The following is a 19,101-nucleotide window of genomic DNA, read 5'->3' as shown; positions in this document are numbered from 1 at the left end:
TGAAAGAGATGTAAAATGCTCACCAGAAGACTGTTAATTTATTGTAAGTTCATGTTAAGTTTTATCTTTCTCGCCTCCGGCGTATTTGCCACGCCGCCTTCTCCTGTCTCTTTCAGAGAAATATGCATACTCTCTCCGACTTCTTTCATCGCGTCAATCACCTGATCCGGCGGGATTCTGCTCGTAATACCGGCAAGCGCCATATCCGCGCTCGAGACAGCATTCACTGCTCCGATAACATTCCGCTTGACACAGGGCACTTCAACCAGGCCCGCTACCGGATCGCATACCAGACCGAGCAGATTCTTAAGCGCCATGGCTGCCGCATGAGTGATCTGTTCCGGGCCGCCTCCTCTGAGACATACAAGAGCACCCGCCGCCATAGCTGAAGCCGAGCCAATCTCTGCCTGACATCCTCCCGCCGCACCTGCGATAAATGCACGGGATGCTATGACCTGCCCGATACCTGCGGCTGTATACATTGCTTCCGTTATTTCAGTATCTGATGCCATCTGCCGCTTATATATAGGAAGAAGCACCGCCGGGAGGACGCCGCACGCCCCCGCTGTCGGCGCCGCAACGATCCTGTGCATACAGGCATTGGCCTCTCCCATCTCCAGCGCCTGGGCTATCACCTCAGATATAAAGCTTCCGCTCAGAGAATTTCCCTTCTCCAGATATTCCCGCATCTGGCCGCCCATGCCGCCCACAAGTCCGCTGCGGGATCTCTGATTTTTATCATAAGACTCGCCCGCTTCCTTCATCGCACGCCACATCTTTTCCATCATACGGAAAGACTCCTGTTCCGTCGCTTCTCTGTCTTCCATATCCGAGTACTGTACCGCTTTCCAGAACGGAATTCCTTCATTGCCGCATCTCTGTACGATCTCCTCTAAAGATAAATACGCCATTACACTTCCTCCCCGCTGATATACGTGATACGTTCAATTCCCTGCATCTGCTCCAGCACAGAGACAGTTTCCTGCGAAACCGGCTGGTCTGTCTCTATGACCATCACTGCAAGTCCGCCCCTTTTGTCCCGATAGAGCTGGAGTGTCGCGATATTTACATTTTCCTCTGACAGGATACCGGTCACTTCCGATACCATGCCCGGGCTGTCCTGATTTCGTATGATCAGTGTCGGACATGCCCCCGTACAATGTACGTCGGTATCATCGAGCTTGTCTATCATAATCCGGCCTCCTCCGAGCGATGATGCCTGGATTTTCGTAGTCCTTCCGGTCTCTCCTTCCACTCTGAGAACCGCCGTATTCGGATGTGCACCGGAGAGACGTATATTTTCAAAGCTGAAAGCAAGACCTTCCTGATCCGCCAGTTCAAAACTGTCCGGTATGCGCATATCATCCGGTTTCATGCCAAGAAGTCCTGCTATAAGCGCACGGTCCGTTCCGTGCCCGCTTCCTGTCGCTGCAAATGAACCGCTCAGTCCGATCTCAGCATTGACCGGGCGCTCTCCCAGCAGTGTCCTTGCAGTATAACCTATTCTGACTGCTCCCGCTGTATGAGAGCTTGACGGACCTACCATAACTGGTCCGAGGATATCAAATATGTTCATAATCTTTCCCTCATCTTTTATGTCTGTTCTGATTATCATTTATCCGCTCCCTGCATACTGACAGATCGATATGCCTGGCGACGGCTGAACTATTATAGTTTAACAGATATCCTTTCCCGTTTGTATCACATACATGTAAAAAAAGCGTAAAAATCCGGACAGGATTTCTCTCGTCCTGTCCGGATTTTATCCGAATTCTTTGTATTAAACAGACTGCCCGCTGCAGTTTCCGGCCATTTGCTTATTCCTGTACTCCCAGCGTTGCCATCATGACCGCCTTGATCGTATGCATCCTGTTCTCCGCCTCGTCAAATACTTTCGACTGCTCTGACTCAAACACTTCGTCCGTCACTTCCATATCTTCTATATTAAAGCGCTCTCCCATCTCCTTGCCGATCTTTGTCTTCAGATCATGGAACGCCGGAAGGCAGTGCAGGAAGATCGCACTGTCTTTCGCATTTGCCATAACTTCCTTTGTGACTTTGTACGGTGAGAGCTCCTTGATCCTCTTCTCCCACACTTCATCAGGCTCTCCCATAGATACCCACACATCCGTGTAAATAACGTCGGCATCTTTCGTCCCCTCTTTTACATCGGAAGTCAGCGTGATCGTGGCTCCGGATTCCTTTGCATACTCCTGACACTGTGCGACCAGATCTGCATTCGGGAAATACTCTTCTGTCGTGCATGCGACAAAGTCAAGCCCCAGCTTAGAGCAGGCTACCATCAGGGAATTACCCATGTTGTAGCGGGCGTCACCCATATAAACAAGTTTCAGACCCTTTAATGTGCCGAAATTCTCCCGGATGGTCAGCATATCGGCGAGCATCTGTGTCGGATGATACTCATTCGTCAGACCATTCCACACCGGCACGCCTGCGTATTTCGCCAGTTCTTCCACGATTTCCTGGCCGAAACCCCTGTATTCGATTCCATCGAACATCCTGCCCAGCACCCTCGCTGTGTCCTCAATGCTCTCTTTCTTTCCCATCTGGGAACCTGTCGGCCCGAGATATGTAGTGCCCATGCCCATATCATGTGCTGCGACCTCAAATGCACAGCGCGTCCTCGTACTGTCTTTCTCGAAGATCAGCGCCACATTCTTTCCTTTATAATTATCCACAGGCACACCATTCTTCTTTTTCTCTTTTACTTCTGCGGAAAGGTCGATCAGATAAGTGATCTCCTCCGGTGTGAAATCCTTTAATGTAAGAAAATTACGTCCTTTTAAATTCATAATACGTCCCTCGCTGTTCTGTAAATTTGCAACAATAGCACCCACAGTCACCCCACACTCTCCTATGTGCCCCGGCTGTGCCTCTATGCAGTAATCTGTATGAAACATGATTTATTATACATGTATATGCATAAAAATGCAATACTTATGCATAATTTTACATTCATGTAGTTTACAGCCGCCCTTTTTGCATGAATTATATAATAAAGTTTATAAAAAAATGCTGCCGCACTAATTCCTAGTACGACAGCTCTCATAACAGCCGTCAAACGGACATGCAGGCATGTCCACTTAATTTCTCCGCTGTCTGCTGACCTCGAACATCAGCACGGATGCTGCCACCGCTGCATTCAGCGATTCAGCCTTTCCCTGCATAGGTATGAGAACAAAATGATCCGCGCATTCCGCCACTTCGTCTCTCAGCCCGTTTCCCTCATTTCCTATCAGGAAAGCGCAGCCTGTTTTATAATCTTCCTGGTCATATGCTCTCTTTCCTTTCAGATGAGCCGCATAAACCTTGATTCCTGCCGCTTTCAGTTCACCGATCGTCCCAGGCAGGTCATCCACGCAGAGGAACGGCATACGAAGCACCGCTCCCATCGTCGAGCGTACCACTTTCGGATTATAAATATCCACACAATCACGGCTCAGGATAATCCCTGTCACCCCCGCTGCCTCTGCAGTACGGAAGATCGTTCCCAGATTGCCGGGATCCTGAAGATTATCAAGGACAAGCACATGAGTGCGCCCCGGATCATCCCCGAGAATATCTGACATATTATATGTTCTTCTCTTCACGACAGCAAGTATGCCCTGCGGAGTCTTTGTCCCGGATACATGAGCGAATACCGGATCCGAAAGTATTTCCACTGCTGCAGTATTCTCGAGTGATTCACGCTCACCCTCATTTTTTACAGCATAGCTCTCCGAAAGATAGATCTTCTGAATTTTTGTGCACCAGTCCGGGTCAGATACCAGTTCCCCCGCCATACGGGGACCCTCGATCAGAAACAGCCGTGCCTCATCTCTCGCACGGCTTTTCTTCATCAGTTTTACCAGCTCTTTTACCTGGGCATTTGCGGTACTTGTAATCATTATCTTTTTCCTTTCCCGGCGTCGAATTTCTGCAGGATATCATTTGCACCGATCATAATGAGGATGCCGTTCGCCGGCAGCGGCTCATTCGGATCAAATGTAACATCCACCTGCTTGTTAATAATAATTCCAACCACGTTGATCCCGAAACGTTCACGCACCTTCAGGTCTGCAAGGCATTTTCCCTGCCATGGTTCCGGGACCACAGCCTCAACCATGCTGTAGTCTTCCGACAGCTCGATCCAGTCAGAAAACTCTTTTGCGACCAGATTCTTAGCCACGCGGCTTCCCATCTCTATTTCCGGATATACAACTGAGTCCGCCCCCACTTTCTTAAGGATCGTTCCCTGAAGCTTATCTTTTGCTTTTGCAAGAACCATCGGAATTCCCATTTCTTTGCAGAGCATCGTCGCCATGATGCTCGCTTCAAAGTTCTCGGAGACAGCGATCACTGCTCCGTCCAGATTCCTTCCTCCCAGCGCTTCCAACGCCTCCGGGTCTGCTACATCTGCCTTCAGCGCATATGATACCTGCTCGGAAATCTCCTGGATCTTCTCAAAAGATTCGTCGACAACAAGAACATCTGCACCCATCTTCTCAAGGGTCAGCGCCACACTCCATCCAAAGCTTCCCAGTCCCAGTACAGCAAATTGTTTACTCATCTTCTTACTCTCCTGTTTTTATTATTTTATGCTTAACCAAGCATGATCTTCTTCTCAGGCAGTTCCCTGAATTTATCACTCTTATTTGATTTTCCGGCGAATACAAGCGCCATCGTAAGCGGTCCGATTCTTCCGATATACATCAGAAGCATAAGCACCACATGGCTTGCACGTGTCAGATGCGGCGTCAGGTCAGCCGACAATCCCACCGTACCGATCGCAGATGATGCCTCATACATCAGATTCAGGAATTCCGTCTGCGGATCAAAAATCGACATTGCAGCCACAGCCGCAAGCCAGCAGGTAAATGTGATCACTGTGATCGTAAGTGCCGAACGGACACTGTCCATCTCAACTCTTCTTCCAAAGCACTCTGTGTCCTTATGTCCTCTCAGTACAGAAATAATTGTCAAAATAAGCATGGCAAAGGTTGTCGTCTTGATACCGCCCGCCGTACCTGCCGGTGAACCTCCCACAAACATCAGAATACATCCTAGCAGCCTGGAACTCTCTGTAAGTCCCGACTGTGAGACCGATGCAAAGCCCGCGGTACGGGTCGTCACAGACTGAAACGCAGATGCCAGGAGCTTCTCCGGAACACTCAGGTCTTTCATCGTCTCCGGATTGTTAAACTCCAGCAGAAAATATCCCACTGTACCGAAAATGATCAGGAAAACGGTCATCGTAAGTACAATTTTACTCTGGAGTCCCAGCCTTGTAAAGATTCTTCTCCTCGCGCCTTTCTCCCCTGCCCCTTTCTTCGCTGTCACAAAGATATCGTGCCATACCGGAAATCCGAGACCTCCCATCACGATCAGGAACATCGTTGTCAGGCTCACCAGCGGTGAATCTACATATCTCATAAAACTGCTGTCACCGATAATATCGATTCCCGCATTACAGAATCCTGAGATAGAGTGGAAAACGCCGTACCAGATTCCTTTCGCCAGGCCGAACTCCGGTACAAACTTAAATGAAAAAAGCACTGCGCCGATCCCTTCTACTATGAATGTTCCTCTCACAATGCGTATAATAAACTTCACAAGTCCCGACAACGTGTCCAGTCCGTAAGCCTCCTGGATCAGGATCCTGCCCTTCATTGATATCTTTTTTCCTAAAAGAAGGAAAAACAGTGCCATACAGGCGATAACTCCCAGACCTCCGATCTGGATGAGGATCATCACTACCACCTGCCCGAACAAGGTATACTGTTCTGCAGGTACAACTGTGACAAGTCCGGTCACACAGACCGATGTCACGGATGTAAACAGCGCATCGATAAATTCGATGGGCTTCTGATTACAGATCGGCAGCCACAGGATTACGCCGCCCAAAAAAATCACTCCAAAAAAGCCCAGTGCTACAATCTGCATTGTATTCAGTCTGACTCTTCTGGGGCTTTTTTCCCGTCTATCCATAACATCCTCCTAATATATGCAGCAGTCCGTCCGGCAGGGAGGGACTGTTACAAACATTCACGCGGATTTCTCCTGTCCGCTGTGCACTGCTATATTAACACAGGCATATGTAAGATTCAATTTCAGGATGCGGTTCTGAACATTTCTTTGCGACTTCTTAACTGTAAAGCATCAGCGTAACTCCCCTCATACTGCATCCAGTACTTCCACTTCCCCGAACGCCTTCAAGAACTTCTTTCTGCCATATTCCCTGAACTCAGCCTCTATCATCATATCGTCCTCTGATATCAGGATGCCCTCGCCGTATTTCCGGTGTCTTACCCGTATGACTTCCGGTTCTTTCTGTTCTTTTTCTTTCTTTACTGTTTCCCCCTGTAGATGTGCTCCTCTTTCTGCCATACCGGCGCTGCCCGGCCTCCGGGCATGTTCGCTCTTCAGACGGATCTGCTCCTGCACCTGTTTTCTCAGCTGATGAAGATCGCTCTTTCTTCCGTCTCCACCTGCGTTTTCACCGCTCCTTACATTTTCCGGCTTTCCCGCGTCCTCGCGGTTCAGAAGCTGTTCCGGGATCATGCGCAGATACCGGCTCGGTTCTCCTATAGCGCCCGGCTCACCGGGATTTGTATACCAGGAAAGTTCCAGATTATTCTCCGCCCGCGTGATGCCCACAAAGAACAGACGCCGTTCCTCTTCCTCCTGCTCAAAGTTCTTACACCTGAGCGGGATCATCCCCTGGTTGACTCCGATAATAAATACTGTATCAAATTCCAGACCCTTGGAGGCATGGAGCGTCATCAGACTCACCCTGTCCGGCTCTGCCGTCCGGTCTTTCTCATCCGGTTCTGATCCCGCACCTTCACATTCAGAGATATCTCCGGGTGCTTTTTCGCCAGCATCTGTTTTCATTCCGTAAAGAGCGGAGCTGTTGATAAACTTGCGGACTGCCGCAGTGAGGTTTCCCTGGCTACTTTCCATCTCCTTATTACAGGATGCGCACATTTTCTCCAGAAAATCCATTACAAGGCGCTCATCCTCCTGATATCCGGCTGATGAGGGATGAAGCGCTTCTCTCAGTCCGAAGTAAGCAAAAAGCTCCCCGGCTGACACACTTTCCCGCTTTCCTGTCTCCTCTGAGAATTCCGTCATCCGGAGATACATACTCTCCTCACCGTACCCCGGATCTGCGAGAACTTCTGCTGCCATCTGCGTGTCAGCCGGGTTGACTGACACACGCAGCACTTTCACCAGCCAGTTCAGGACCGGAATGTCTTTCAATGTCTTTTTCACTGACAGCTCATAAGGAATGCCATATCTGTCAAATACCTTTTCCAAGATTCCGGACTGACTCTGCAGTCTGTAAAATACAGCGATCTCCCTGTAGCTCTTTCCGTTTCTGTGAAGCGTCTGTATCTTCTCTGCAAGGTACTCTGCCTCCTGAAACGGGTCATAATGGTTTCGTACCGTGATCCTCTGTCCCTCTTCCCTGGTTCCCTGAATCCTGTTTCCAAACTGCAGGAAACGGTTTGCCGCTGCAAGGATCGATGCATTGGACCGGTAATTTACCGGAAGAGTCAGCTCCTTCGCCCCGAAGCGGTGCTTGATCAGGTAAAACATATTATCTCCCGTCCCTCGCCAGCTGTAGATGACCTGATTCGGATCTCCCACGGCAAAAATCTTCGCCTTTCCGCCCCGCAGGGCATCCAGAAATTCAATCTGCATCAAATCGCTGTCCTGGACCTCATCCACAAGGATCCATGCCGGGCCGCTTTTCTCATCTCGCCTCTCCACACCGGAGTCCTCTGCCTTTATCCGCAGAAGTTCCTCGCCCACTCTCAGAAGATCGGCAAATGACATCTTGTTCTGCCGCTTCTTCTCCTCTTCCAGAAGCTGATAAAGCCGGTACATGTCATCCCGGTAGCGGCTCTCCGCCTTTCCTTCCAGCCAGTTCTGATACTCCTGCTCCAGCCGCTTTTTCAGACGATTCTTATACTTGACCTTAAGCCCGTGCTCCTGGATGATCTTCATTGCCAGATCCGTCTCCTCATCCGGATCCATGACTGTAAATTCTTTCGTCCATCCGGCTTCTTCTACCGGGAGACTGTTTTTCAGCATCCTCAGTGCGACACTGTGGAATGTCCCGAAGCCCTGTACCTGATCCGGCGCGATGTCCGGTTTTATCTTCCGCAGACGTTCCACGATCTCATCCGCTGCCTTGTTTGTGAAAGTCAGCACAGTCATCTTTTCAAGAGGTACGTTCCTGTCCAGATGCAGGTACAGGATCTTTCCGATGAGCACTGTCGTCTTCCCGCTGCCCACATTGGCGTTCACCACACATGCCGGACTCTCGTCTAAAACCGCCGCCTTCTGATACTCATTTAACCTGCAAAATTCTTCTGTATGCTGAAATCCTTCCTTCTGGAATGATCCAGCCGCCTGCTGAAGTCCGTTTGTCTGTTCACTCATGAAAGTCTGTCCTCATATCTCCGCCTTAATTTACCTTTTATCTTATCCGCTCTCTCCCGGTTTTCCAGAACCTGCACCTCAATCCGCATATCCGACGGGCAGACTGCATGGTACCGGACTGTATTCTCCAGCACCCGCATATTGTCAGGATCCATAAGCCACTCCTCATAAAATGAACTTCCCACTGTCAGGATCAGCCGGTGTCCGTTCACTTCGACCTGCTCCACTGTCCGCAGGAAGGCACCTCCGATTTCCCCGTTCTGCACGACGCTATCACAAAATGCATCCCACTCCAGCGGGAGTCTATAGAAAGAAAAACCTTTCTGAATAAACGGATGAGTCTCCTCGATCTGCTTTCCTTCAAACTCCGGCGGTTCACTCTCTTTGAGCAGATTCTTAAGTCCCCACAGCACCATCTTCTTGTCCAGATTATAATCTCCCACACAAGCCGGACAGCCGCTCTCGCAGGAACAGCCCTCCACCATACGGATGGCATTGTCAATAATCTGGGGCACCAGTTCATAGATCTTTTCAGAGTATCCTAATCCGCCCTCATATTTGTCATAGATATAAAGAGAAACCACCTGTTCTTCCCTTCCATCCGGTATGACCGCATTGTTTGAAACCACTGCATCGATATCGTCCCGCTCTGTCATAGTCGTCATCATCGCCGCATTTTTGACCGCATAGCACAGCCCCTCGAAATGGTCATTCAGCACCAGTTCTCCCATACGGTTCGGTACAAGCAGACTGCGATAGATTTCTACTACATTTTTCGGAATATCAATCCATGTGCTCTCCGTATCATACGATTTCTGAAGAGGCTGCGTCAGATCCACATACCCCAGATTCTGGTGATTGTGGAACTGCAGCTTCTTGTACATGGAAATCACTTCGTTTACATTGATATCGCCGAAATGGATCCTTGTCCTTCCCATGTCCTCTTCCTGAAATGTCTGCAGGATGCGTGTCTCTTCCGTCCCGGACGGAACGGTATAATAGTTTCCGTCAAACGGCACCGCCTCAGCCGTCCTGCTGACCAGATCCAGCTTCAGCACCTCATACAGCACGCCCTCATGCATGTACACCGCACCCGGATGCAGCTCATGATATGCCTGGGATTCATCCATCTCCGTCACTTCCCTGCCGGGACCCTTTGCCTGCCTTCGTCCGTCCACAAACTCCACGTCATCTTTCACGATCAGCTTAAACCGGGTCTTGTCCATATTTCTCAGGCTGTAGTCCCCTGCCGGAAATGCAGGTCCCGCCCATGCAAACCGTCCGGCAAGACTTTTTACCTCATCTGCGGACATAAGTACAGGTATCACCTCGCCCAGATCCGGGAACAGTGCGGCATCATCCAGGGACAGCGGCATCTCCGCTGCCGCCGCCCGTATATGAGCCAGCTCGATCAGCAGATTGTCCGGATCAACGATCGCATTCTCGCTTTCCTGTGAGAACAGCCACTCCGGATCAATGGCAATGTACTGGTCAAACGGCTGATTCTCCAGGATCAGATAGTTGATGCATTTTTTCGCCTCTTTACTTCCGCTGCCTCTTCCGGCACGTCCGCTCTGCTGCCAGAAAGATGCTCTCGTCCCCGGATAACCGACGATCACTGTAGAATCCAGACTTCCGATATCGATTCCCAGCTCCAGCGCATTCGTAGAGACAAGCCCCGAGAGCTCGCTTTCCGTCATCTTCCGCTCGATTTCCCGCCTCTCCAGCGGTGTATATCCGCCGCGGTATCCTGCAATCTTCCCGCTGTCGCCATGGCTTAAAAACCCCGCCGCATCCAGCTTGTCCCGGGATTCCTTTAGAATAACCTCAACATTTCTCCGGCTTCTGCCAAATGCAATGAAATGCCGGTCCTCTTCTACCAGTTCCGGAATCAGGTCCGCCGCAACTGTTGACGCGGAACGCCTGCCGTAAATTTTATCATTGCTCCCCTTAATCTCCGGCGGCTGTATGATCCGGTACTCTTTCTCCGGTGCTGCAGATCCGTCCCTGTTGATCAGCAGAAACTGCTCCCCGCAGATCCGCCCGGCAAGCTCCACCGGGTTTGCAATGGTAGCCGAACTGCACAGAAACTGCGGCTTTGACCGATAGTAACCGCACACCCGCTTCATCCTGCGGAAGATATTGGCCAGATGCGAACCGAATGCCCCTCTGTAGCTGTGAAGCTCATCGATCACCACATATTTCAGATTCGTAAAAATAAAATCAAACCCGTACTTGCTGTGGTTCGGCAGGAACGCCGCATTCAGCATCTCCGGGTTGGTCAGAATAATATTTGCACTTTTTCGAATCCGGCTGCGCTCCGCCTGCATCGTATCCCCGTCATAAACTCCCGCTGAAATCCTTCCCTCTCCAAAATACTCAAGGATTGGCTGGAGCGCCCTGTACTGATCCGCCGCAAGCGCTTTCGTCGGGTATACAAATATCGCTCTTATAAGAGGATCCTTCAGAACTGCCTGCAGCACCGGAAGCAGGAAACTCAGCGTCTTCCCGCTGGCTGTTGACGTAGTGATCACTACATTCTCACCAGACTGCGCTTTCTCAAACATCTCCGCCTGATGCGTGTACAGACGGGGAATATTATGAGAGGTCAGATATGTACGGATGTCCGGATGGAGTGCAGACGGGAAGTCTGTAAAAGACGCCGGGTGCGCCGGTATAGTTTTCGTATATATGGTCAGATCCCGGATATCCTTTGCGTTGTGTTCCTGATAATTCCTCATGGTAAACTCCTTTGTTGCATATGTCTTATCTGCATTATCTGTCCTGTCTGCAGTCAGTATATTTTTTCGATATTTTCCGTAATCCCATACTGCTCACGGAAAGCCTGAAGGTCCGACTCATTCCGGATCAGCATGACTTCCTCGAATTTCCCATCGGAAAGGTTTTTAAAACCTGCCACCTGCTCACCGGTGCAGATGCTGCAGCGGAGGGCAGGGCGTTTGAGGGAGGGGTCGTATGCTGTTAATGCCGCTTTTTTCTTCTTTGAAAACCCAGGAAACATTATAAGACCTCCTTTGTTAAAGATAAATCTTTGCTTTATATGAATCCTTTTTAACGCGTAACCCTTTTGCTCATCTCAGTGCTTCATAAGATATCGTTTAATCTGCTCAATAAGTACTTTATCTGCCGGCAGCCAATCCACATCATCTAAAGTCTCAACCGTCAGCCACTTTGCAGCCTCATGCTCTCTCAGGACAAGATCTCCCATCTTGATCGTACAGAAAAAGCAATCCATAGACAGATGAAAACTCGGATAGTCATACTCTACCGTCTCAAGATAATCTCCGACTTCAATCTCCGTATCCAGTTCTTCTTTGATCTCACGGACAAGTGCCTGCTGCGGTGTTTCTCCTGGTTCAATCTTGCCGCCAGGGAACTCCCAGCCGTCTTTAAAATCGCCATAACCACGCTGGGTGGCAAAAATGCGGTTGTTGTGTATGATGATTGCTGCGACTACTTTTACTGTTTTCATTGAGTTCCTCCATTAGTTGTTCACAATATATTCGTAAATATCTTCACGAACGGGAGTCTCCAGCTCCCATTCTATTTCTACTGCTGTTTTGTCTGTATTCGCCATAATAAATTCTGTAGCTTGTCCCGTTGCCTTCATTCTTCCAAGATAATAAAATTCTTTTGAAATCTTGTCGTCTTTATTCTTTCGTACAAACAGCTCTACATCTATTCCCCGCTCCTGTGCATGCAGGAAATTCTGAACATCTTCCGAATCCTTGGTCCTGCTCTGCTTCGAAATAGCAATCAGTCTATTTGGACTCACAAAATGATCCTCATACTTGATCGTATCCTGAATATCTTCTTCCTTGTCATAATTAATAAACACAGGAAACGTCTTCGTTTTTCGGTCATACTTGTAACCACCCAGATTAAGCGGAACTTCATTATTTTCCCATTCCAGCAAACGGCAGACATCCTCATATGTATATTTCTGATAAAGCACAAAACTGGTATCCTGATATCTATGGCTGTAATTTTCTTTATATCTGGAAATCCCAAATTCAACCAGTTCTTTCAAAATCCGATAAAAATCCGGATTCTGGAGCATGCTGTCAAATTCATCGGAAATATCATAATCTTTTTGCTCCATTTTTTCCAGAAAAATACAGTCTGCATATGTCTTTTTCCCCGAACCAGTCGGAAATTCATTTGTCATTACATTAACAACATTTTTTACTGTTTTATCCTGCAGATTTATCCCATAGTCCTCCGCCATCTCTTCTTTCCAGATTGAAAAGAAGCCATGACGATAACTCAACATCCTATTTAGCAAGGCAAGCTCATGAATCCTCTTCCCGCTTGCAAGCTTCCTGGAGATAAACTCGATTACTTTCTCTTCTGCAGCTGAAAGTCTGACTGTATATTCTTTTTCATACTTGACTAGGAACTTATAGTATGATCCCAAACTGCTGTTATCAAAAATCCTCAGAACGTCCATCTCGCCATATGTATCAAAGTCTTTCAACGCCGGAATATGCCCCAGTTTATTTTTCAGATTCTTATAGTTCTCTTTAATCAGTTTAATATCACTGAAATTAGCACTGTCAATAGCTGCGAAAATTCGTTTTCGTGATATTTCATCAAAATGAATTGTAGATGAGCCAGGTATAATCCGCTCTCCCTCCAGCACATAGCGGCGGATATTGTCCTTGTTATAACTCCTGTCGCCGGACAGTGCAATAGGTATCATAAAATTGTTCTTATAATTTCCGATAAAATCAAGAATCACAACATATTCTTTATCTTCTGCTTTACGAAGACCTCGTCCTAACTGCTGCACAAAGACAATAGGGGACTCTGTCGGCCGAAGCATAATAACTTGGTTAATTTCCGGAATATCGACACCTTCATTAAAAATATCAACCGTAAAAATATAATCTAATTTGTCTTCTCCATCATCCAATACAAGCCGCTCCACTGCCTGCTCCCTCTTTTCCTGGCTATCATCCCCTGTCAATGCCAGTGTTCTATATCCTCTTTTATTAAACTTTTCACTTAAAGCTCGTGCTTCTTTTTTCGAACTGCAAAAGATTAATCCTTTGGGAGCTCTTCCACAATATCCATAATATTCCATCTGCGCGATCACATAGTTAACACGTTCATCACAGGTAAGCTTATTGAAATCCTTCAATCCTGTTTCTTCATCCACGGTCTCTCCATTAATCTGCAGATCCGTAATTCCAAAATAGTGGAAAGGGCATAACAAATTCTCTTCTAATGCCTGCTGAAGTCGAATCTCATAAGCTATGTTATGATCAAACGCCTCATAAACATCAAAAGAGTCTGTTCGCTCCGGTGAAGCTGTCATTCCCAGCCAGAACTTAGGCGTAAAATAATGCATAATATTCTGATAGCTGGCCGCTCCGGTCCGATGCGCTTCGTCTATAATAATGGTTTCAAATTCATCTTTATGAAACCTTGAAAGCGTCTCCTGTTTTGCCATCATCTGCATTGTGGAAAACAAATAATCTACATCAAAATCCTTTGAATTTCCAGAAAGCAATCCAAATGTTCTTGTATTTCCAAATACTTTCTTATAGCTGGCAATTGCCTGCTTTGCAATCTGTTCTCTATGCACTAAGAACAACACTTTCTTTGTTTCTTCTTCACGCAAAGCAAATGCTGATGCATATGTTTTCCCTGTTCCCGAGGCCGAAATCAATAATGCTTTTGATTCTCCGGACTTTTGTATTTTCTCAAGATTTGCAATAAATCCTAACTGCATTGAATTTGGCTGCAATTTATACTGTTCCAGCGACGGGGTCTGTGCTTGTTTCGCAATTTTTCTCTGTTTTTGAATAACACGATAGTTTAACGAATATTCATCGATAAAATCATCAAATGCAACAGCATATTTAGAGTTCCACAGATCTGTAAACTCTGCCATCAAATCCTCAACATATTCCCCCTGATCTGTCGAGACAATCCTAGTATTCCATTCTCTGTTTTTTGTCAGCGCACTTAATGTCAAATTCGAGCTTCCAACAATAATTCTGTAGAGCTCTTCGTTCTTAAAAATATATCCTTTGGTATGAAAACCCTCCTGTGCTTCATCCGTCCGATACATTTTTAACGTAATATTGCTTAACTCCGCAAGCTTGCGAAGCGCTCTTGGTTCACTGAAATTCTGGTAATCTGTTGTAAGAATCTTTCCAGGTATATGACGTCTTTCCAATTCTTTTAGTGTCTGAAGAAGCGGGGTAACACCGCCCATGGTAATAAATGCTACGCTGATAAAAAATTCTTTACATGACAAAAGCTCATCCTCAATGGATGAGAGAACCTTGCGGCCTTCTTTGTAGTTGTTTGAAATGAATTGCGGTTTATAAGCAAGATTTGAAGAATATGTTTTGTCTATATAAGCAGTATTAAAGCCATCTTTCATTTGATCAGTTAATATAAGTTTCATAATACTTAAAAATCCTTATTGTTTTTTTAGCTATACATGCCTGTTTTATATAATCACACCACCGCTTCCACCAGCAGTTTATCCCCCACAACAATATCCTTTACGCCAATCTCTTTTTTCTTATTGAAATTAAAGCTGATCATATACCCTTTCTTCAATTCATAATATTCCAGGTACTCCGCAATCTGCTTTTCTCCTCGCTTATTATAAGCATCCCCATGCCATATCTTAAGCTCGACAACAAACTGCTCTCCCCGGTAGTCTACAACCAAATCCATTCGTTCCCGGTTTCTCGTCTCCGGTTCCACATAGCAGTTTCCCGTTCCGTTAATGATTGGTTTTAAAAACAGCATAAAATATCTGCGCCCAGCTTCTTCGAGAAAGCTTTTACAAAGGCCCCTTCCTCCGCAAAATCTTTATGGCTCATCAGCTGAAAATCAAGACTTACAACAACATAATCCTGCACCAGATATTTTGCCAGCGCGCGCAGGGTCGTGGTTTTTCCATACTGCCGGGCACGGTTTATTGTAAAATACTGCCCTGCATCTATCATTTTTTTAATCTGCTCAAGACGATCCGTTATATCCACCATATAGTGAAACGACGGCTTACTGTCTGCCGTGATATTAAATGTTCTGCTCATCACACATTCCTCCCCGCTCTGATTATTTTCCCTGAAAACACGTCGGATATATGTATATACTATTCTACCATTGCCTCACCCAAATAACAAGCAGACCGCCTTTCTCAGCAGACCGCCCTCAGCAGACCGCTTTCTCATCCTTCATTTTCATACTCCCTCATCACCGCTCTCATCCATCCCCCGAACTCCTCTCTCACATCCTCCGGCCCCTCTATCACAACGCCCTTCCCAAGCGCCACAAGCCAGCCGAAGAACTGTGGGCTTACATTGACCGCCGCACTCACGGAAAAATGTTCCTCATCAACAGAATGCACCATGACATCTCTCCCAAAGCGGTCAATCATAGCATAATTTGCAAGATCAAATTTTTCGAAGTGTTCTTTTCCGCTTCGGGACTGATCCGTTATTTCTATACCCAGCATCTTATCCACCCGGAAATGTTTGATCATTTCCGCCTCGCCGTCATAACCGACCATATAATAATTTTCATCGTCCCAGGTCAGTCCCCACGGGCTGATTTCATAGGCCTTCCCGTTCCTTCGCAGATGCATTTCTTTCTGCGGCGTCCACTCATAGTAGCGAAAACGAATCAGCCGGTTCTGAGAGATCGCCTGGTGTATCTTGTCCACATTATAATAGATGCTTTCGTTCATCGTCTTAATGCGGTTTCCGACGAACACCTGTCTCTGGAGCGTCTTTGCCTCATGTACGCTTGCCAGCTCTTCCAGCTTTCGGATCAGCTCATTTGACTTCTTCGCTGTAATAAATTTCGATGACTGAACCGCATCGACCAGCAGCTTCAGCTCCGGCAGTTCAAAGCTTCTCTCCGACACATAGAATCCCGACGGCTTAGCTCTGCGGTTTTCTATCTCCATACCAAACTCATTTAAGACCTTAATATCATCGTAAATGCTTTTACGGTCCGCCTGTATGCCGTAAGCGTTCAGCCGCTCCGATATTTCCGCCTGAGAGATCGGATGTTCTTCGTCCGAATACCGAAGCAGGATCTGCATCACATATAACACTCTTAATTTCTGGCTGTATGATTTAACCATGGCTTAATCTCCTTTGACTTCATAAAGCCATTGTAGCATATGCGCCGCTTTGTTAAAACTCAGTATCATCGATCTCCTTAAGCTGTCTGCTGATCCTGCTCTCCATATCTTCTTTCCTGCCCTCTTCTACTTTGCAGATAATCTGATTCGTACAGATATACAGCACGCGTATATAGAACTTCTTCTTAACCTGGTCATACGCCCGCCCGGCGCTTAAAGTCCCTTTCGCTACAGTATACGGGCTGTTTGCAATATAGCCGACTTTTCCGTATACCGGAAGCAGCACCTGTATAGCCTCTGCATCATATTCATTCTCGGGCTCTTTCCTGCAGCGGAGAATATCGCCCACATGAAATACACCATTACCGTAATAATGTCTCATCCCTGTAATCGTCAGATTGATTTCTTTCATAACACCCATCCTTTCTGCCCGGAGTTCCGAACATTAAAAAACTCACTTTTTGTTATACTTACCTTAACAAAAAATGAGTCCAAAAATACGGGATGAAGCATCCATATCCATTTTTTACATCATTCTACTCCATCATAACCGAGATTAATTTCTTTAATCTTCTCAAATAATTCATCTTCCGTCCCGACTTCATACATTCCTTTCACATTATCATCCGTTTTTTCGCGCCCTCTCCTGTTCATCCACACCGCATTCCATCCGGCATTTAACGCGCCTTTCATATCCAGCTCATATGAATCCCCGACAAACCATATTTCCGCATCTTCCAGCTTCATCATTCGCTTCGCATGATCAAAGATCTTCTTATCCGGCTTCTCCGCGCCCACATCTCCCGATACAAATATATTTTCATGAGGGATCCACCTCTCCGCCTGCAGGCTCCTCACCTTATTCCACTGGTGTGCCGACGGACCGTTTGTGATGATTCCGAGTTCCGCTTTTTCTGAGCAGTAGTCCAGTAACTTCTCCATCGTTTCCGACATATGGATATGTTTCTGGCAGTCCGCATATACTTTTTGAAATGCCAGGGCCTCTTCAACTGTAATCGTAATGTTATATTCTTCAAATGCTTTCTGCACTCTGTATATATACAATTCTTCCATCGTGATCTGTCCCGACATAGCCTGCGAATACACCTGGTCACTGTATTTTCTCGTGACAGGATAGATCACCTCCGCCGGTATCGCCGGCTCATTTCCGAAATATTGTGCATACGCTTCTTTAAACGGGATTGTCTGGTCGTACAGTGTATCATCCACATCAAATAATATTGCCTTTTTTCCGGTGATAAGACCAGTTTTATCAGTTAAACGGTAATTCATCATCCACAAACTCCTCTTCATCCCCAAATTCAAATTCGTCCCCCAGGCCCATCAGGTATGCCCCCAGTTTTTTGTCATATTCTTCCCGCGCATTATCCATCTTCTTTTCCATCTCTTTATTTCCGTTTTTCTGATACAGCCGTACAGCCGCCGCAAAGATCACATCATTATCTTCATCACACACAGCACTATCCGATATATGCTGTTTCACGATTTCTTCCGCGCCTTCCAGATCATTTGCATTCATCTTTGCATAGACGAGCGCGGCAACGGCATACGGATTATCCGGTTCTTTCGCTGTCCATTCTCTGCATAAATTCAGCGACTCCTGCGTTTTCCCCTGCCCCTCCAGGGCAGACGCCAGCAGGAAACGGATATCCGAAGGGGATTCCTCTTCCCATGCAAACATCCCCAGCAGCTTCCGGCAGACAGATTCCCCAATTCTGCCGGTTCGCCGCCATATACATCGTCGGCTGTAATGTTCAGTACTCCAAGACTCCAATACATCTGGCCCGCAGATTCATAATCTCTGTCATAGACAGCCTGCTCCGCTTCTTCATAATAGCATTTTAACTGTGCCCCGATTCCCATCGGGTCTTCATATTCCGTTACCCAGTCGCGGTCCCACCAGCTTTCTCCATATTCTTCATAGCCGCTGCAGGAAAGCGTAATTTCGCCCTCTTCGATCTTTGCACACCAGTCTGTAAGCTCCTGCAGTATTTCTTTGTGACTGCGCGATTTTCTGATCTGTATCTGTTCCAGAAAACTTCCGCGTTCTTCTTCCGGAATGCTGCGGGCATAGTTTCTGATCCAGTTCCTGAGTTCCTCTTCGGTTTTAATTAGAGAGAGATTTTCTTCAACTGAATTCATAAATAACTTGAAATCCATAATGGTATCCTCCAACTCGATCGCCCTTATACTACATCTGCTTTCTGACCACAGCATACTCGTCCCCATTCCGATAATACGGGCACTGATAATATCTGTCCGACATGATCCTCACATAGTCGTCCTCGTCCATGTTCATGTCGCACAGATACGCCCCGTATTCATCGTCATAGACGTAGAATGCACAAGTCTCGCAGCTTGTCCTCTCTTTGCTCTTCTTCCTCATGTTTTCTTATCCTCTGCTTTTTTCTGATCTGCCGGTCATTATTTCTCTGGCAGACATACTAATTTATTATACCGGATTTTATCGTCTTTGGCACCATCTTTCG

18 protein-coding genes and 1 pseudogene are annotated in these 19,101 nt (G+C 47.0%); all 19 read right to left on the bottom strand.

Annotated features, from left to right (window positions below; genetic code table 11):
* Positions 1-38: 38 nt before the first annotated feature.
* On the bottom strand, positions 39-911 hold the full coding sequence (sdaAA, locus tag FNY66_RS05115; RefSeq protein WP_150310472.1) for an L-serine ammonia-lyase, iron-sulfur-dependent, subunit alpha: 873 nt from the start codon (positions 909-911) through the stop codon (positions 39-41).
* A complete protein-coding gene (gene sdaAB, locus FNY66_RS05110; protein ID WP_150310499.1) occupies positions 911-1,576 on the bottom strand; it encodes an L-serine ammonia-lyase, iron-sulfur-dependent subunit beta in 666 nt (221 codons plus the stop codon). The genes sdaAA and sdaAB overlap by 1 nt, the downstream gene beginning before the upstream one ends.
* Positions 1,577-1,817: 241 nt before the next feature.
* Positions 1,818-2,813: an ornithine carbamoyltransferase gene (gene argF, locus FNY66_RS05105; RefSeq protein WP_150310498.1), complete on the bottom strand. Its 996-nt coding sequence runs from the start codon at positions 2,811-2,813 to the stop codon at positions 1,818-1,820.
* A 291-nt stretch (positions 2,814-3,104) separates the two neighbouring features.
* Positions 3,105-3,908 carry a TrmH family RNA methyltransferase gene (locus FNY66_RS05100; protein ID WP_150310471.1) on the bottom strand — a complete coding sequence of 268 codons (804 nt, stop codon included), beginning with the start codon at positions 3,906-3,908 and terminating at the stop codon, positions 3,105-3,107.
* A complete protein-coding gene (locus tag FNY66_RS05095) occupies positions 3,908-4,570 on the bottom strand; it encodes a potassium channel family protein (protein ID WP_087150645.1) in 663 nt (220 codons plus the stop codon). Before FNY66_RS05095 ends, FNY66_RS05100 begins: the two co-directional genes overlap by 1 nt.
* A 32-nt stretch (positions 4,571-4,602) precedes the next feature.
* The gene (locus FNY66_RS05090; protein ID WP_164488312.1) at positions 4,603-5,988 is read right to left on the bottom strand and encodes a TrkH family potassium uptake protein; all 1,386 of its coding nucleotides are present in this window, start codon (positions 5,986-5,988) and stop codon (positions 4,603-4,605) included.
* Positions 5,989-6,174: 186 nt separating this feature from the next.
* Positions 6,175-8,451, bottom strand: a complete 2,277-nt coding sequence (locus tag FNY66_RS05085; protein ID WP_150310470.1) for an ATP-dependent helicase — start codon at positions 8,449-8,451, stop codon at positions 6,175-6,177.
* The gene (locus tag FNY66_RS05080; RefSeq protein WP_150310469.1) at positions 8,448-11,192 is read right to left on the bottom strand and encodes a DEAD/DEAH box helicase; all 2,745 of its coding nucleotides are present in this window, start codon (positions 11,190-11,192) and stop codon (positions 8,448-8,450) included. The genes FNY66_RS05085 and FNY66_RS05080 overlap by 4 nt, the downstream gene beginning before the upstream one ends.
* A 53-nt stretch (positions 11,193-11,245) precedes the next feature.
* Positions 11,246-11,473: an aspartate dehydrogenase gene (locus FNY66_RS05075; RefSeq protein WP_150310468.1), complete on the bottom strand. Its 228-nt coding sequence runs from the start codon at positions 11,471-11,473 to the stop codon at positions 11,246-11,248.
* Positions 11,474-11,548: 75 nt separating this feature from the next.
* A complete protein-coding gene (gene mutT / locus FNY66_RS05070) occupies positions 11,549-11,944 on the bottom strand; it encodes an 8-oxo-dGTP diphosphatase MutT (protein WP_087150649.1) in 396 nt (131 codons plus the stop codon).
* 12 nt (positions 11,945-11,956) lie between these two features.
* The gene (locus FNY66_RS05065) at positions 11,957-14,893 is read right to left on the bottom strand and encodes a DUF3427 domain-containing protein (protein ID WP_150310467.1); all 2,937 of its coding nucleotides are present in this window, start codon (positions 14,891-14,893) and stop codon (positions 11,957-11,959) included.
* A 53-nt stretch (positions 14,894-14,946) separates the two neighbouring features.
* Positions 14,947-15,276 (bottom strand): annotated as a pseudogene (locus tag FNY66_RS05060) (GxxExxY protein); the annotation flags it as partial.
* Positions 15,234-15,536: a hypothetical protein gene (locus tag FNY66_RS05055; RefSeq protein ID WP_190324790.1), complete on the bottom strand. Its 303-nt coding sequence runs from the start codon at positions 15,534-15,536 to the stop codon at positions 15,234-15,236. The gene FNY66_RS05055 and the pseudogene FNY66_RS05060, both read right to left, overlap by 43 nt.
* Before the next feature lie 134 nt (positions 15,537-15,670).
* Positions 15,671-16,591 (bottom strand): helix-turn-helix transcriptional regulator, encoded by a 921-nt coding sequence (locus FNY66_RS05050; RefSeq protein WP_150310465.1) that lies wholly within the window; start codon positions 16,589-16,591, stop codon positions 15,671-15,673.
* 52 nt (positions 16,592-16,643) lie between these two features.
* Positions 16,644-17,003 (bottom strand): HIRAN domain-containing protein, encoded by a 360-nt coding sequence (locus tag FNY66_RS05045; RefSeq protein ID WP_190324789.1) that lies wholly within the window; start codon positions 17,001-17,003, stop codon positions 16,644-16,646.
* A 119-nt stretch (positions 17,004-17,122) separates the two neighbouring features.
* Entirely contained in the window at positions 17,123-17,887 is a 765-nt protein-coding gene (locus tag FNY66_RS05040; RefSeq protein ID WP_190324788.1) for an HAD family hydrolase, read from the bottom strand.
* Positions 17,865-18,293, bottom strand: a complete 429-nt coding sequence (locus FNY66_RS05035) for a tetratricopeptide repeat protein (protein ID WP_150310462.1) — start codon at positions 18,291-18,293, stop codon at positions 17,865-17,867. The genes FNY66_RS05040 and FNY66_RS05035 overlap by 23 nt, the downstream gene beginning before the upstream one ends.
* Entirely contained in the window at positions 18,203-18,772 is a 570-nt protein-coding gene (locus tag FNY66_RS05030; protein WP_150310461.1) for a hypothetical protein, read from the bottom strand. Before FNY66_RS05030 ends, FNY66_RS05035 begins: the two co-directional genes overlap by 91 nt.
* Positions 18,773-18,803: 31 nt before the next feature.
* On the bottom strand, positions 18,804-18,998 hold the full coding sequence (locus FNY66_RS05025) for a DUF6472 family protein (protein ID WP_087152109.1): 195 nt from the start codon (positions 18,996-18,998) through the stop codon (positions 18,804-18,806).
* Positions 18,999-19,101 lie beyond the last annotated feature (103 nt).

This window comes from Mediterraneibacter catenae, assembly GCF_008691045.1.
Lineage (GTDB): Bacteria > Bacillota > Clostridia > Lachnospirales > Lachnospiraceae > Mediterraneibacter > Mediterraneibacter ornithocaccae.
This window is presented reverse-complemented; position numbering and strand designations above follow the sequence as displayed.

What these genes read in the sequence shown, in the direction of transcription:
- sdaAA (WP_150310472.1), bottom strand. Translation starts at nt 911, where the DNA reads ATGGCGTATTTATCTTTAGAGGAGATCGTACAGAGATGCGGCAATGAA.
- sdaAB (WP_150310499.1), bottom strand. Translation starts at nt 1,576, where the DNA reads ATGAACATATTTGATATCCTCGGACCAGTTATGGTAGGTCCGTCAAGC.
- argF (WP_150310498.1), bottom strand. Translation starts at nt 2,813, where the DNA reads ATGAATTTAAAAGGACGTAATTTTCTTACATTAAAGGATTTCACACCG.
- FNY66_RS05100 (WP_150310471.1), bottom strand. Translation starts at nt 3,908, where the DNA reads ATGATTACAAGTACCGCAAATGCCCAGGTAAAAGAGCTGGTAAAACTG.
- FNY66_RS05095 (WP_087150645.1), bottom strand. Translation starts at nt 4,570, where the DNA reads ATGAGTAAACAATTTGCTGTACTGGGACTGGGAAGCTTTGGATGGAGT.
- FNY66_RS05090 (WP_164488312.1), bottom strand. Translation starts at nt 5,988, where the DNA reads ATGGATAGACGGGAAAAAAGCCCCAGAAGAGTCAGACTGAATACAATG.
- FNY66_RS05085 (WP_150310470.1), bottom strand. Translation starts at nt 8,451, where the DNA reads ATGAGTGAACAGACAAACGGACTTCAGCAGGCGGCTGGATCATTCCAG.
- FNY66_RS05080 (WP_150310469.1), bottom strand. Translation starts at nt 11,192, where the DNA reads ATGAGGAATTATCAGGAACACAACGCAAAGGATATCCGGGATCTGACC.
- FNY66_RS05075 (WP_150310468.1), bottom strand. Translation starts at nt 11,473, where the DNA reads ATGTTTCCTGGGTTTTCAAAGAAGAAAAAAGCGGCATTAACAGCATAC.
- mutT (WP_087150649.1), bottom strand. Translation starts at nt 11,944, where the DNA reads ATGAAAACAGTAAAAGTAGTCGCAGCAATCATCATACACAACAACCGC.
- FNY66_RS05065 (WP_150310467.1), bottom strand. Translation starts at nt 14,893, where the DNA reads ATGAAACTTATATTAACTGATCAAATGAAAGATGGCTTTAATACTGCT.
- FNY66_RS05055 (WP_190324790.1), bottom strand. Translation starts at nt 15,536, where the DNA reads ATGAGCAGAACATTTAATATCACGGCAGACAGTAAGCCGTCGTTTCAC.
- FNY66_RS05050 (WP_150310465.1), bottom strand. Translation starts at nt 16,591, where the DNA reads ATGGTTAAATCATACAGCCAGAAATTAAGAGTGTTATATGTGATGCAG.
- FNY66_RS05045 (WP_190324789.1), bottom strand. Translation starts at nt 17,003, where the DNA reads ATGAAAGAAATCAATCTGACGATTACAGGGATGAGACATTATTACGGT.
- FNY66_RS05040 (WP_190324788.1), bottom strand. Translation starts at nt 17,887, where the DNA reads ATGATGAATTACCGTTTAACTGATAAAACTGGTCTTATCACCGGAAAA.
- FNY66_RS05035 (WP_150310462.1), bottom strand. Translation starts at nt 18,293, where the DNA reads ATGTTTGCATGGGAAGAGGAATCCCCTTCGGATATCCGTTTCCTGCTG.
- FNY66_RS05030 (WP_150310461.1), bottom strand. Translation starts at nt 18,772, where the DNA reads ATGGATTTCAAGTTATTTATGAATTCAGTTGAAGAAAATCTCTCTCTA.
- FNY66_RS05025 (WP_087152109.1), bottom strand. Translation starts at nt 18,998, where the DNA reads ATGAGGAAGAAGAGCAAAGAGAGGACAAGCTGCGAGACTTGTGCATTC.